The sequence below is a fragment of the Pseudomonas sp. v388 genome (genome assembly GCF_003935425.1).
GTDB lineage: Bacteria > Pseudomonadota > Gammaproteobacteria > Pseudomonadales > Pseudomonadaceae > Aquipseudomonas.
The window spans coordinates 143,132-155,857 of sequence record NZ_RHQN01000009.1 but is presented as its reverse complement, the minus strand read 5'-3'; the positions used below and the strand labels follow the sequence as shown (position 1 = coordinate 155,857).

At 61.2% G+C, this 12,726-nt stretch carries 13 protein-coding genes; 11 read left to right on the top strand and 2 right to left on the bottom strand.

Annotation, left to right across the window (positions count from 1 at the left end):
• Window positions 1-14: 14 nt before the first annotated feature.
• The 5 genes from EGJ27_RS20495 to fba all read left to right on the top strand — a co-directional run bounded on the left by EGJ27_RS20495 (window position 15) and on the right by fba (window position 3,279).
• Window positions 15-1,178, top strand: coding sequence for a phosphoglycerate kinase (locus EGJ27_RS20495; RefSeq protein WP_125832570.1), 1,164 nt, complete (start codon window positions 15-17; stop codon window positions 1,176-1,178).
• A gap of 27 nt (window positions 1,179-1,205) precedes the next feature.
• On the top strand, window positions 1,206-1,436 hold the full coding sequence (locus EGJ27_RS20490; protein ID WP_125832569.1) for a hypothetical protein: 231 nt from the start codon (window positions 1,206-1,208) through the stop codon (window positions 1,434-1,436).
• Between the two features lie 85 nt (window positions 1,437-1,521).
• Window positions 1,522-1,719, top strand: a complete 198-nt coding sequence (locus EGJ27_RS20485) for a hypothetical protein (RefSeq protein WP_125832568.1) — start codon at window positions 1,522-1,524, stop codon at window positions 1,717-1,719.
• A gap of 53 nt (window positions 1,720-1,772) precedes the next feature.
• The gene (locus EGJ27_RS20480) at window positions 1,773-2,099 is read left to right on the top strand and encodes an MliC family protein (protein ID WP_125832567.1); all 327 of its coding nucleotides are present in this window, start codon (window positions 1,773-1,775) and stop codon (window positions 2,097-2,099) included.
• Window positions 2,100-2,214: 115 nt separating this feature from the next.
• Window positions 2,215-3,279 (top strand): class II fructose-bisphosphate aldolase, encoded by a 1,065-nt coding sequence (fba, locus tag EGJ27_RS20475; protein ID WP_125832566.1) that lies wholly within the window; start codon window positions 2,215-2,217, stop codon window positions 3,277-3,279.
• Window positions 3,280-3,597: 318 nt separating this feature from the next.
• Here the strand turns inward: fba and EGJ27_RS20470 are convergent, their stop codons facing one another.
• Complete coding sequence (locus EGJ27_RS20470; RefSeq protein WP_125832565.1) at window positions 3,598-4,017, bottom strand: DUF3010 family protein; 420 nt, start codon at window positions 4,015-4,017, stop codon at window positions 3,598-3,600.
• 57 nt (window positions 4,018-4,074) lie between these two features.
• Window positions 4,075-4,485 carry a lysozyme inhibitor LprI family protein gene (locus EGJ27_RS20465; RefSeq protein ID WP_125832564.1) on the bottom strand — a complete coding sequence of 137 codons (411 nt, stop codon included), beginning with the start codon at window positions 4,483-4,485 and terminating at the stop codon, window positions 4,075-4,077.
• A 226-nt stretch (window positions 4,486-4,711) separates the two neighbouring features.
• Here EGJ27_RS20465 and EGJ27_RS20460 point away from each other — a divergent pair, with 226 nt between their 5' ends.
• From EGJ27_RS20460 to EGJ27_RS20435, 6 genes are all read left to right on the top strand, one after another.
• Window positions 4,712-5,689 (top strand): dipeptidase, encoded by a 978-nt coding sequence (locus EGJ27_RS20460; RefSeq protein ID WP_125832563.1) that lies wholly within the window; start codon window positions 4,712-4,714, stop codon window positions 5,687-5,689.
• Between the two features lie 81 nt (window positions 5,690-5,770).
• Window positions 5,771-6,301: a DUF5943 domain-containing protein gene (locus EGJ27_RS20455; RefSeq protein WP_125832562.1), complete on the top strand. Its 531-nt coding sequence runs from the start codon at window positions 5,771-5,773 to the stop codon at window positions 6,299-6,301.
• Window positions 6,302-6,316: 15 nt separating this feature from the next.
• Window positions 6,317-8,377, top strand: coding sequence for a dimethylglycine demethylation protein DgcA (gene dgcA, locus EGJ27_RS20450; RefSeq protein WP_125832561.1), 2,061 nt, complete (start codon window positions 6,317-6,319; stop codon window positions 8,375-8,377).
• A 142-nt stretch (window positions 8,378-8,519) separates the two neighbouring features.
• Entirely contained in the window at window positions 8,520-10,484 is a 1,965-nt protein-coding gene (dgcB, locus tag EGJ27_RS20445) for a dimethylglycine demethylation protein DgcB (protein ID WP_125832560.1), read from the top strand.
• Window positions 10,481-11,701 carry an electron transfer flavoprotein subunit alpha/FixB family protein gene (locus EGJ27_RS20440; RefSeq protein WP_125832559.1) on the top strand — a complete coding sequence of 407 codons (1,221 nt, stop codon included), beginning with the start codon at window positions 10,481-10,483 and terminating at the stop codon, window positions 11,699-11,701. The genes dgcB and EGJ27_RS20440 overlap by 4 nt, the downstream gene beginning before the upstream one ends.
• Entirely contained in the window at window positions 11,691-12,497 is an 807-nt protein-coding gene (locus EGJ27_RS20435; RefSeq protein WP_125832558.1) for an electron transfer flavoprotein subunit beta, read from the top strand. Before EGJ27_RS20440 ends, EGJ27_RS20435 begins: the two co-directional genes overlap by 11 nt.
• The last annotated feature ends 229 nt before the right edge of the window (window positions 12,498-12,726 follow it).

Sequence of the window (12,726 nt, the reverse complement as noted above, 5' to 3'; positions counted from 1 at the left end):
AACAGGAACGCCTCATGACCGTGTTGAAGATGACCGACCTCGATCTGCAAGGTAAGCGTGTACTGATCCGCGAAGACCTCAACGTCCCGATCAAGGACGGCGCTGTCAGCAGCGACGCGCGCATCCTCGCTTCGCTGCCGACCATCAAGCTGGCGCTGGAGAAAGGCGCAGCCGTCATGGTCTGCTCGCACCTGGGGCGGCCGACCGAAGGCGAGTTTTCGGCCGAGAACAGCCTCAAGCCGGTTGCCGAATACCTGAGCAAGGCGTTGGGCCGTGACGTGCCGCTGGTCGCCGAATACCTGGACGGCGTAGACGTCAAGCCGGGCGACGTCGTGCTGTTCGAGAACGTGCGCTTCAACAAGGGCGAGAAAAAGAACGCCGACGAGCTGGCCCGGAAATACGCCGCGCTGTGCGACGTGTTCGTCATGGACGCGTTCGGCACCGCGCACCGCGCCGAAGGCTCCACCCACGGCGTGGCCAAGTTCGCCAAAGTCGCAGCGGCTGGTCCGTTGCTGGCGGCTGAACTGGATGCCTTGGGCAAGGCGCTGGGCGCTCCGGCCCAACCGATGGCCGCCATCGTTGCCGGTTCCAAGGTCTCGACCAAGCTCGATGTGCTCAACAGCCTGAGCGCCATCTGCAACCAGTTGATCGTCGGTGGCGGCATTGCCAATACGTTCCTGGCTGCGGCCGGTCACAAAGTCGGCAAGTCCCTCTATGAGCCGGACCTGCTGGACACCGCCCGCGCCATCGCCGCCAAGGTCAGCGTGCCGTTGCCGGTAGACGTGGTGGTTGCCAAGGCGTTTGCCGAGGACGCAGAAGCGACCGTCAAGCTGATCGCCGACGTCGCCGATGACGACATGATTCTCGACATTGGTCCGCAGACCGCTGCACAGTTCGCCGAACTGTTGAAATCTTCCAGGACTATCCTGTGGAACGGCCCGGTCGGCGTGTTCGAATTCGATCAGTTCGGCGAAGGTACCAAGACGCTGGCCAAGGCCATTGCCGAAAGCCCGGCGTTCTCCATCGCCGGTGGCGGTGACACGCTGGCGGCAATCGACAAGTATGATGTCGCGCAGCAGATTTCCTACATCTCCACCGGTGGCGGCGCGTTCCTCGAATTCGTGGAAGGCAAGGTCCTGCCGGCGGTGGAAATGCTTGAACAACGCGCCAAGGGCTGATTTGCGGCATTGGCAAGGGAGTGGCAGATGGTAAGGGCATTACCGTTGTTTTTCATGGCCGGCGCATTGGTCGGTTGTGCAAGCGGTCCTGTGGCCGACGAAGCTGAGTCTGCTCCAGAGGCCCGGTTGCTTCAGCTCAGCTGTTACCAGGCCGGATGGCAGGCCGAGACCGTGCCGGTCATCTACAAGCGCGGTGGACGCGAGGTGTGGGATCGTTACGAATTCATGCCTCAGGTCGGCAACGTCGCCTGTCGCTGACCGGTTCTGGAAGCGTTGTCGGCAACATCTGTGCAGTGTGGCGGTCTTTAAAGGGTGGATTACTTTCCGAGAAAGGAGTTTCGCCATGAAAATCGCCGCCCTGGCTCTTGTGAGTTGCTTTGTAGTAGCAGGCTGTACCGGTTCTGGCACTCACGCCAAGACCTGTGAAGTATTCAGCCCGGCCTCCGTGGATGTACCGACGACCGACAACGCCCAGCGTGTTGAGGCGCGGGTCACCGGCGAGCCGGCCGATGATCGTAATCAGGAACAGAACTGCCCCTGACAGACTGCGGCGCTCGCCGAGCGCCGGTTTCGCCGGGCAGGCCAGGAGATGTAATGAAAGGCTTGTTGGCTCTTGTGGGCTTGGCGATGCTGGGCGGTTGTGCGAGCAGCGGTGCTCCGCAGCAGGGCGACCCCTGGAACCATTGGCGTTGCGACAGCATGGCCGAGGTTCATTGGCGGTTCATCGATTCCAGCGAGAAGCAGGTCGATGTACGCCTGAACGAAAGCGACCAGGTGGTCAGGTTGCAGGCCGAACCGGGCGCCGCCAGTGGCATGCTCTACAGCAACAACGTGTTGGCGTTCGTCAACAAGGGTAACGAAGGCGTGATTTATTGGGACGCCACCAATGATTTGATCGGTCGCGGCTGCAAAGCCAGGTAATACGCAGCCGATGCATCACCCGCACGGCAGCGCTGCTGCGGCGTATAACTTGAACAGCAGCCGCCACTACGGCAGGCTTGCACGATTAACGACCCTACCGGGAGAGAACGAGACAATGGCACTTATCAGCATGCGCCAGATGTTGGACCACGCAGCCGAATTCGGTTACGGCGTTCCAGCCTTCAACGTAAACAACCTGGAACAGATGCGCGCCATTATGGAAGCGGCCGACAAGACCGACTCCCCGGTGATCGTTCAGGCTTCGGCCGGTGCCCGCAAATACGCCGGTGCCCCGTTCCTGCGTCACCTGATCCTGGCCGCTGTCGAAGAATTCCCGCATATCCCGGTCGTCATGCACCAGGATCACGGCACCAGCCCGGACATTTGCCAGCGCTCGATCCAGTTGGGCTTCAGCTCGGTCATGATGGACGGTTCCCTGGGTGTCGACGGCAAGACGCCGACCACCTACGAATACAACGTCGACGTGACCCGTCGCGTCGTCGCTTTCGCCCACGCCTGCGGCGTGTCGGTCGAAGGTGAGCTGGGTGTGCTGGGTTCGCTGGAAACCGGCATGGCCGGTGAAGAAGACGGCGTGGGTGCCGAAGGCATTCTGGATCACAGCCAGATGCTGACCGACCCAGAAGAAGCCGCTGACTTCGTGAAGAAGACTCAGGTCGATGCCCTGGCGATCGCCATCGGCACCAGCCACGGTGCGTACAAGTTCACCAAGCCGCCTACCGGCGACATCCTGGCGATCGAACGCATCAAGGAAATCCACAAGCGCATTCCGAACACTCACCTGGTGATGCACGGTTCCTCTTCCGTTCCTCAGGAATGGCTGAAGATCATCAACGAGTACGGCGGCGACATCAAGGAAACCTACGGCGTGCCGGTTGAAGAAATCGTCGAAGGCATCAAGTACGGCGTGCGCAAGGTCAACATCGACACCGACCTGCGTCTGGCGTCCACCGGTGCCATCCGCGAGTTCATGGCCAAGAACCGCAGCGAGTTCGACCCGCGCAAGTACCTGGCCAAGACCGTGACTGCCATGCGCGATGTCTGCATCGCACGTTACGAAGCGTTCGGCACTGCCGGCAATGCGTCCAAGATCAAGCCGATCTCCCTGGATGCCATGTTCGAGCGCTACGCGCGCGGTGAGCTGGATGCCAAGATCAACTAAGTTGATCAGGTATAAAAAACCCGCAGAGATGCGGGTTTTTTTATGGGACAGATCCCGTGAAGCTGGACTCGATCCGTGGGAGGGAGCCACCTGTCTTTAACTTCTCGCCCGACAGCGGTGCCTGACACACTGCTGTCGCCAGCAAGCTGCCTCGCACAATTATTGCGGTGCGCAACAGGTACCGCGGTCGCTGCGAATCTGTGGGAGGGAGCTTGCTCGCGACTGCGATATAACTGCGCGTGCAACAGTGCCTGACACACTGCTGTCGCCAGCAAGCTGCCTCGCACAGTATTTCGTCGTTCTTGAGAACATGACGCGTCAGATGCCCTTCATCAGCCCCGCGCACGCCGTCTTGAAGGCTTCGTGCTGATATTTGTTCAAGGTGTCGGGCAGGGCGAACTGGTGTTTCTTGTTCTGGGCATTGATGGTCTGGGGCGAGATCAGCACCACGTCGCAATCGGTGATCAACTGCAACACGGTCTCGATCTTGAACGTGGTCGGGCCGCCAGCGAATTCGCCCTTCTTGCTGCGTTTCTTGATGGCGATATGGCTGATGCCGTTCTCGCGCAGGAAACTGGCGATCTGTGCCGCGAACGCCTTGACGTTGGCGGCTTCGTCGTCGTCCGCGAGCGCCAGCTTCCGGGTTGCCAGAGGCAGATGCGACATGCCGCTGCCGGTACGGGTGGCCAGGGCAAAGATGGCCTCGCTGCCTTTGATTTCTACACCGCAAATAATCATGAGAACGCCTGATACTTCTGGTTCATGGATGAAACACAGGTTATCTCATTGCGACGCTCATTCCTGCGCTATCGACTCCAGATACTCCGAGCGTTCGTCGCTCATGCGCGCAATGCAGTCATTTTCACTGATGGTAAACGCCTTGCTGCCAGCCGCTGAAGGAAACACTTCCACCGCGCAGTCGGCGTCACGCAGCTTTTCCCAGGCCTGCTGGGCAGTCTTGAGTTTGCTGGTGAAATCGTTGAATTGCGTCTTGTTGGCGACGAACTGCGACTGGACGCGGGCGAGCAGGTTCTGGAAGTTTTCCTTGAGCAGCTCTTCGGCGGTATGCCGGCTGTAGACCGAGCATTCGAGGGTCTGGCTGTCGCTGTCTACGCCGTCACACGGAGTGGTTTCCGGGTCTTGGGCAGCGTGAGCGGTGGTTGCGGCTGTCGCCATCAGCGCCAGCGTCAGGAAAATCGCTTTCATCGAGTCGCTCCGATCCATTGATGCGCTGGATTCTGTCTCAAGCGCGCGGTAAAGAACAGGTATACGACACAGGTCGAGGTCGCGCTGTCGTTGATTGTCGCGACTTGACGCTTTCGGCAAACCCCCTGTCGTTTTTGCACCCGGCTCCCCGGACCCGGCGGCATATGCTGGCCCCAATAGCGCCGACAGCCGATTCGGTGCGCATAAACCTAAAGGGGACAGCCTGATGAGCCCAGCCGAATTGCACGCCGACAGCATCGTCATCGACGGGCTGATTATCGCCAAATGGAACCGTGAGCTGTTCGAAGACATGCGCAAGGGCGGTCTGACCATGGCCAACTGCACGGTGTCGGTCTGGGAAGGCTTTCAAGCCACGATCAACAGTATCTGCAGCAGCCAGAAGCTGATGCGCGAGAACAGCGACCTGGTCATGTCGGTGCATACCACCGCCGACATCCGCAAGGCCAAGGAGCTGGGCAAGACCGGCATCCTGTTCGGCTTCCAGAACGCCCACGCCTATGAAGACCAGATCGGCTATGTCGAGATCTTCAAAAAGCTCGGCGTTGGCATCGTGCAGATGTGCTACAACACCCAGAATCTGGTGGGCACCGGCTGCTACGAGCGCGATGGCGGGCTGTCGGGGTTTGGTCGGGAAATCGTCGCGGAAATGAACCGCGTCGGCGTCATGTGCGACCTGTCCCACGTCGGCTCCAAGACTTCCGAAGAAGTCATTCTCGAATCGAAGAAGCCGGTCTGCTATTCCCACTGTCTGCCGTCAGGTCTCAAGGAACACCCTCGCAACAAGTCCGATGCGGAGCTCAAGTTCATCGCCGACCACGGCGGCTTCGTTGGCGTGACCATGTTTGCGCCGTTCCTGGCCAAGGGCATTGATTCCACCATCGACGATTACGCCGAAGCCATCGAGTACACCATGAACCTGGTGGGCGAAGACGCCATCGGTATCGGCACCGATTTCACCCAGGGCCACGGCCAGGAATTCTTCGAATACCTGACCCACGACAAGGGCTACGCCCGTCGCCTGACCAACTTCGGCAAGATCATCAACCCGCTGGGCATCCGCACCGTGGGTGAATTCCCCAATCTGACCGAAACCCTGCTCAAGCGCGGTCATTCCGAGCGCGTTGTGCGCAAGATCATGGGCGAGAACTGGGTACGCGTCTTGAAAGACGTCTGGCTCGAATAATCCGCCGAGCTACCTCATTGAACTGATAACCCCACTGCTTTGCGGCGGTGGGCATGAACCCGAATGTCTGGAGTTTGACCCATGGCCAAGATCGCCCCGCAACTGCCCATCGAAGTCGACAGCGAAACCGGCGTATGGACGTCCGATGCATTGCCGATGCTGTACGTACCGCGCCATTTCTTCGTGAATAACCACATGGGCATCGAGGAAGTGCTGGGCGCCGACGCTTACGCCGAAATCCTCTACAAGGCCGGCTACAAGTCCGCCTGGCACTGGTGCGAGAAAGAAGCCGAATGCCACGGGCTGGAAGGCGTCGCGGTGTTCGAGCATTACATGAAGCGCCTGTCGCAACGCGGCTGGGGCCTGTTCAAGATCCAGGACATCGATCTGGATAAAGGCACCGCCAGCATCAAACTCGAGCACTCCTGCTTTGTGTACGTCTACGGCAAGGTGGGACGCAAGGTCGATTACATGTTCACCGGCTGGTTTGCCGGTGCCATGGACCAGATTCTGGCCGCCCGGGGCAGCTCGATTCGTACTGTGGCCGAGCAGGTCTACAGCGGTTCGGAAGAAGGGCATGACGACGGGCTGTTTGTCGTTAAACCGGTGTAAGGCGAGGTTCGTGCTATGGCATTCGAAGCGATGTTTCAGCCTATCCAGATTGGAAAGCTGACAATTCGTAACCGCGTACTCAGTACCGCGCACGCCGAGGTGTACGCCACCGACGGCGGCATGACCACCGAGCGCTACGTCAAATACTACGAAGAGAAGGCCAAGGGCGGCATCGGTCTGGCGATCTGCGGCGGTTCGTCCAGCGTGGCCATCGACAGCCCGCAAGGCTGGTGGAAGTCCGTCAACCTGGCGACCGACCGCATCATCCCGCACTTCCAGAACCTGGCGGACGCCATGCACAAGCACGGCGCCAAGATCATGATCCAGATTACCCACATGGGTCGTCGCTCCCGCTGGGACGGTGATCACTGGCCGACGCTGATGTCACCGTCCGGCATTCGCGAGCCTGTGCACCGCGCGACCTGCAAGACCATAGAGCCGGAGGAAATCTGGCGGGTGATCGGCAACTACGCCAGCGCTGCTGCAAGGGCCAAGGCCGGTGGGCTGGATGGTGTGGAGCTGTCGGCCGTTCACCAGCACATGATCGACCAGTTCTGGAGCCCGCGCGTCAACAAACGCACCGACGAGTGGGGCGGCAGCTTCGAGAACCGGATGCGTTTCGGCCTTGAGGTTCTCAAGGCGGTGCGCAAGGAAGTCGGCCCGGATTTCTGTGTCGGCCTGCGGATCTGCGGCGATGAATTCCATCCTGACGGCCTGAGCCACGAGGACATGAAGCAGATCGCCAAGTATTACGACGATACCGGCATGATCGACTTCCTGGGCGTCGTCGGCTCCGGCTGCGATACCCACAACACCCTGGCCAACGTTATCCCCAACATGAGTTATCCACCGGAGCCGTTCCTGCATCTGGCCGCCGGTATCAAGGAAGTAGTCAAGGCGCCAGTGCTGCACGCGCAGAACATCAAGGACCCGAACCAGGCCACGCGGATTCTGGAGGGCGGCTACGTCGATATGGTCGGCATGACCCGCGCCCACATCGCCGACCCGCACCTGATCGCCAAGATCAAGATGGGCCAGATCGACCAGATCAAACAATGCGTGGGCGCCAACTATTGCATCGACCGCCAGTATCAAGGCCTGGATGTGCTGTGCATCCAGAACGCTGCGACGTCCCGTGAATACATGGGCGTGCCGCACATCATCGAGAAATCCACCGGGCCGAAACGCAAGGTGGTGATCGTGGGGGCCGGGCCGGCCGGGATGGAAGCAGCGCGGGTATCTGCCGAGCGCGGGCACGACGTCACGCTGTTCGAAAAGAAAGAGTCCATCGGCGGGCAGATCACCACGGCGTCGAAAGCGCCGCAGCGTGACCAGATTGCCGGAATCACCCGCTGGTTCCAGCTCGAACTGGCGCGCCTGAAAGTCGACCTGCGCCTGGGCACCGCCGCCGATGCGGCAACCATTCTCGACCTGCGCCCGGATATCGTGGTGCTGGCCGTGGGTGGGCACCCATTCCTGGAGCAGAACGAACACTGGGGCGCGGCGGAAGGTCTGGTGGTCAGCAGCTGGGACGTGCTGGATGGCAAGGTCGCGCCGGGCAAGAACGTGCTGGTCTACGACACCATTTGCGAGTTCACCGGCATGTCCGTCGCCGACTACCTGGCCGACAAGGGCAGCCTGGTGGAGATCGTCACCGACGACATCAAGCCCGGCGTGGCAATTGGCGGTACGTCGTTTCCCACCTATTACCGCAGCATGTACCCCAAGGAAGTGATCATGACCGGGGACATGATGCTGGAAAAGGTCTACCGCGAAGGCGAGAAGCTGATTGCGGTGCTGGAGAACGAATACACCGGCGCCAAGGAAGAACGGGTGGTCGATCAGGTGGTGGTGGAAAACGGTGTGCGGCCGGACGAGGCGATCTATTACGCGCTCAAGGACGGTTCGCGCAACAAAGGCCAGATCGATATCGACGCACTGTTCGCGATCCAGCCGCAGCCTTGTCTGAGCGAGCCGGGCGACGGTTATCTCCTGTTTCGGATCGGCGACTGCGTGGCCCAGCGCAATACCCATGCGGCGATCTATGACGGGCTGCGCCTGTGCAAGGATTTCTAACGGCTTGTGGGTAAACCTGTGGGAGCGAGCTTGCTCGCGAATGCAATCTGTCAGCCGCCATTGATGTGCCTGACCCGCCGCTTTCGCGAGCAAGCTCGCTCCTACAGAACCTCGACAACATCGTGCCCCCGTGGGAGCCATCATGCTGAACACCCTTCTTCCCATCCTGTTGTTCGCAGCCTTGGCCCTTGCGGTGCTCGGTGTGTGGCGGCGGGTCAACCTGTGGCGCAACGGCCGGGCGTCGAAGGTCGATCTGCTGGGCGGCCTGCTGGCCATGCCCAAGCGCTATCTGGTCGACCTGCACCACGTGGTGGGCCGCGACAAGTACATCGCCAACACCCACGTCGCCACGGCAGGCGGCGCAGCGGCGTCGATCCTGCTGGCGATTCTGGTCCACGGCTTCGGGCTGCATAACCGCGTGCTTGGCTATGCATTGCTGCTGACCACGCTGGTGATGTTCATAGGGGCGATATTTATCTATCGCCGACGTATCAACCCTCCAGCACGGTTGTCGAAAGGCCCGTGGATGCGTTTGCCGAAAAGTCTGCTGGCGTTCTCAGTCAGCTTCTTTCTGGTGACGCTGCCGGTTGCTGGCATTCTGCCGCAGGACTTCGGTGGCTGGCTGTTGGCGGGCATTCTGGCGCTGGGTGTGGCGTGGGGCGTCAGCGAGTTGTTCCTCGGCATGACCTGGGGCGGGCCGATGAAGCATGCCTTTGCCGGAGCCTTGCACCTGGCTTGGCACCGTCGCGCCGAACGCTTCGGCGGCGGCCGGTCTACCGGCCTCAAGCCGCTGGACCTGGCCGACAGCACCGCGCCACTGGGAGTGGAAAAACCAGAAGACTTCACCTGGAACCAGCTGCTGGGTTTCGATGCCTGCGTGCAATGCGGCAAATGCGAAGCGGCCTGCCCGGCATTCGCCGCCGGCCAGCCCCTGAACCCCAAGAAGCTGATTCAGGACATGGTGGTTGGCCTGGCCGGTGGCACCGACGCGACATATGCCGGTAGTCCATATCCGTCGCTGGACGGCAAGGGCAGGCCCATCGGCGTGCATGGCGGCCATCCGCATCAACCGATCGTCAACGGCCTGGTCGAGGCTGAAACCCTCTGGTCCTGCACCACCTGCCGCGCCTGCGTGGAAGAGTGTCCGATGATGATCGAGCACGTGGATGCCATCGTCGACATGCGCCGTCATCTGACCCTGGAAAAAGGTGCCACACCAAACAAGGGCGCGGAGGTGCTGGATAACCTGATCGCCACCGACAACCCCGGCGGGTTTGCGCCGGGCGGGCGCATGAACTGGGCGGCGGACCTGAACCTGTCGCTCATGAGCGACAAGAAAACCGCCGACGTGCTGTTCTGGGTCGGCGACGGTGCCTTCGACATGCGCAACCAGCGCACTCTGCGCGCCTTTGTCAAAGTGCTCAAGGCCGCCAAGGTGGACTTCGCGGTGCTGGGCCTTGAAGAGCGCGACAGCGGCGACGTGGCCCGCCGCCTTGGTGACGAAGCGACTTTCCAGATGCTTGCCCGGCGCAATATCCAGACCCTGTCACGCTACAGCTTCAAGCGCATCGTGACCTGCGACCCGCACAGCTTCCACGTTCTGAAAAACGAATACGGCGCGTTCGACGGCAATTATCTGGTTCAACACCACAGCACCTTCATGGCCGAACTGGTCGAAGGCGGCGCATTGAAGGTGGGCCAGCACAAAGGCACCAGCGTCACCTATCACGACCCCTGTTACCTGGGCCGCTATAACGGCGAGTACGAAGCGCCGCGCCAGGTGCTGCGTGCGCTGGGCATCGATATCAAGGAAATGCAGCGCTCGGGCTTCCGCTCCCGTTGCTGCGGCGGTGGTGGCGGTGCGCCGATCACCGACATTCCCGGCAAACAGCGGATTCCCGACATGCGCATGGAAGACATTCGCGAGACCGGCGCCGAGCTGGTGGCGGTTGGTTGTCCACAATGCACGGCGATGCTTGAAGGCGTCGTCGAACCCCGGCCACTGATCAAGGACATCGCCGAATTGGTGGCCGATGCGTTGATCGAGGAACAGCCGGCCCCAACCGTGACGGCCCAGGCCCAGCGCGAACCGGCGGAGGTTCTATGAGCGAGATCATTCGGCGCGACCCACGAGCGGAATGGATCGCCCGCAACCGCCTGCACCCACTGCACGCCGCCATGCAACCCCCGGAAACACGCTGGATGGGGCCTAACGGGGTGCTGCGCCGCAACGTTCATGGCATCGGTTACACCGGCCCCAACGGTATCAAGCGTATAGACCGCAGCGGCGCGCAGCAGGCCAGCGGCAGCAAGCGTTCGACGGCGGTTGCGGTGCAGTTGCCGCTTCACGTCGTTGCCGAACCTGCTTTCCATATTTGCGTAGTGCCAGACATGGTCGGCGGGCGTTTGAGCAGTCATGACCGTGACTTGCTCGGTCTGGCTCGTCAGATGGCCGGCGACCACGGCGCAGTGCTGGCGGTAGTGTTCGGTGAGCACAAGGAGACCGCGTTCGACACCGCAGGTGTGGATCGCCTGCTGATGCTTGAAGGCGATCAGTTCACCGGCTATTCGCCGGAGCAGCGCATTCAGGGGCTGCGGGCTGTGGATAACCAGTTCGGTCCTCGTCACTGGTTGTTGCCTGACAGCAGAACCGGCGGTGGCGAACTTGGCCGGCGGTTTGCAGCCAGCCTGGGCGAACGACCTGCGACGCGGGTCTGGCAGGTGAAGGACAAGACCTGCAGTGGGCGCGCAGGCGCAGGTCAGCAGGATGTCATCCGCCCGCTTTCCAGACTGATCCTGGCGGCCGTCGAATGCGCCGAGCCGGTCAGCGAAACTCGGCACGAAGCACGGCCGGTAGAGTTATCCACACCCGTGGCGCGCAGCCTGTCGCGTATCGAAGACCTGGGCGCCGTGGCCGTAGACCCTGCGGTTATCCCCATGGCCGAGGCCGAGTTCGTGTTTTCCGGCGGCAACGGTGTTAAGGACTGGACGCTGTTCCATCACACCGCGGCTGCCTTGGGCGCAACCGAAGGCGCTTCGCGGGTCGCTGTGGATGACGGCTTCATGAGTCGGGATCGTCAGGTGGGCGCCAGCGGCACCTGGGTAACGGCCAGGGTGTATGTGGCAGTGGGTATCTCGGGCGCTATTCAGCATTTGCAGGGCATCGGCGCCTGCGACAAGGTCGTGGCCATCAACCTGGATGCCGGTTGTGACATGGTCAAACGTGCCGACTTGTCGGTCATTGGCGAGAGTGCCGACATTCTGCGCGCATTGATCGCAGCGGTGGAAGCGTGGCGAAACGGGGAGAAGCGTGATGCGGCCTGAGCAATCGAACCTGGCTGAGGATAAATCGCCTGTGCAGATCATCAGTCTGGTTTCCGTGGGCGCTCACCCGACTTCCGGTCGCCCGCGTCGTGCCGAGCAGGACGCGCGTGCGGTCGAACTGGGCTTGCGACTGGTTGGGGATAAGTTGCAGATACTGCATGCCGGCGACGCCCACGAGCCTGCACTGCGAGCGTATCTGGGGATGGGGCTGGATCAGCTGCACGTTCTTGAACAACCCAATGGTGCGGACGCAGTACCCGCGTTGGTGGATTACATCCGTCAGCACCCGGCACAAGTGGTCCTCACCGGCAGCCAGGCGGAAACCGGTGAAGGGTCGGGCATGTTGCCGTTTCTGCTGGCGGAAAGCCTCGGCTGGCCGGTTGTAACCGGCCTGGCTGAAGTCGAGTCGCTGGATAACGGCGTCGCCTTGGTGCTGCAAGCCTTGCCGCGCGGCCAACGTCGGCGTCTCAAAGTCAGGTTGCCCTTTCTCGCGACTGTGGATAACGCCGCCCCCAAGGCCCGCCAAAGCGCCTATGGCCCAGCCCAGCGTGGGGTACTGCACGCCAGTGAGGTCGAGGTGGTCGCCGACGAGTTACTCACAGGCGACGCGTTGCATCCAGCCAAGCCGCGACCCAAGCGCTTGAAGGTGATCAAGGCCAAGAGCGGCGCCGACCGCATGAAAGCCGCGACGGCCAAAGCCAGCGGCGGCGGAGGGCAGGTGCTGAAAGGGTTGAGCCCGGAAGATGGCGCTGCGGTAATTCTGAAGCTGTTGATTGAAGAGGGCGTCGTCCGCTAGAGCATGCGCGGTTACACACAATCCCTGTGCGCCTGCCTGTGGATAAGGTGTTCGCGGGTTGCTGTGTCCCTTGTGATACGCGGCCTGTAGCGCACCGTTCATTTATTGATCAACCTAAGTGGCGGATTTTTCAGGCTTTTAGGTGTGGATATCCACGTTGTTGCCCCCCGGTTTCTCCACAACTGCCCACAATCTCTGTTGGCGTCTCTGTGGACAAGTTGTTCGTGAT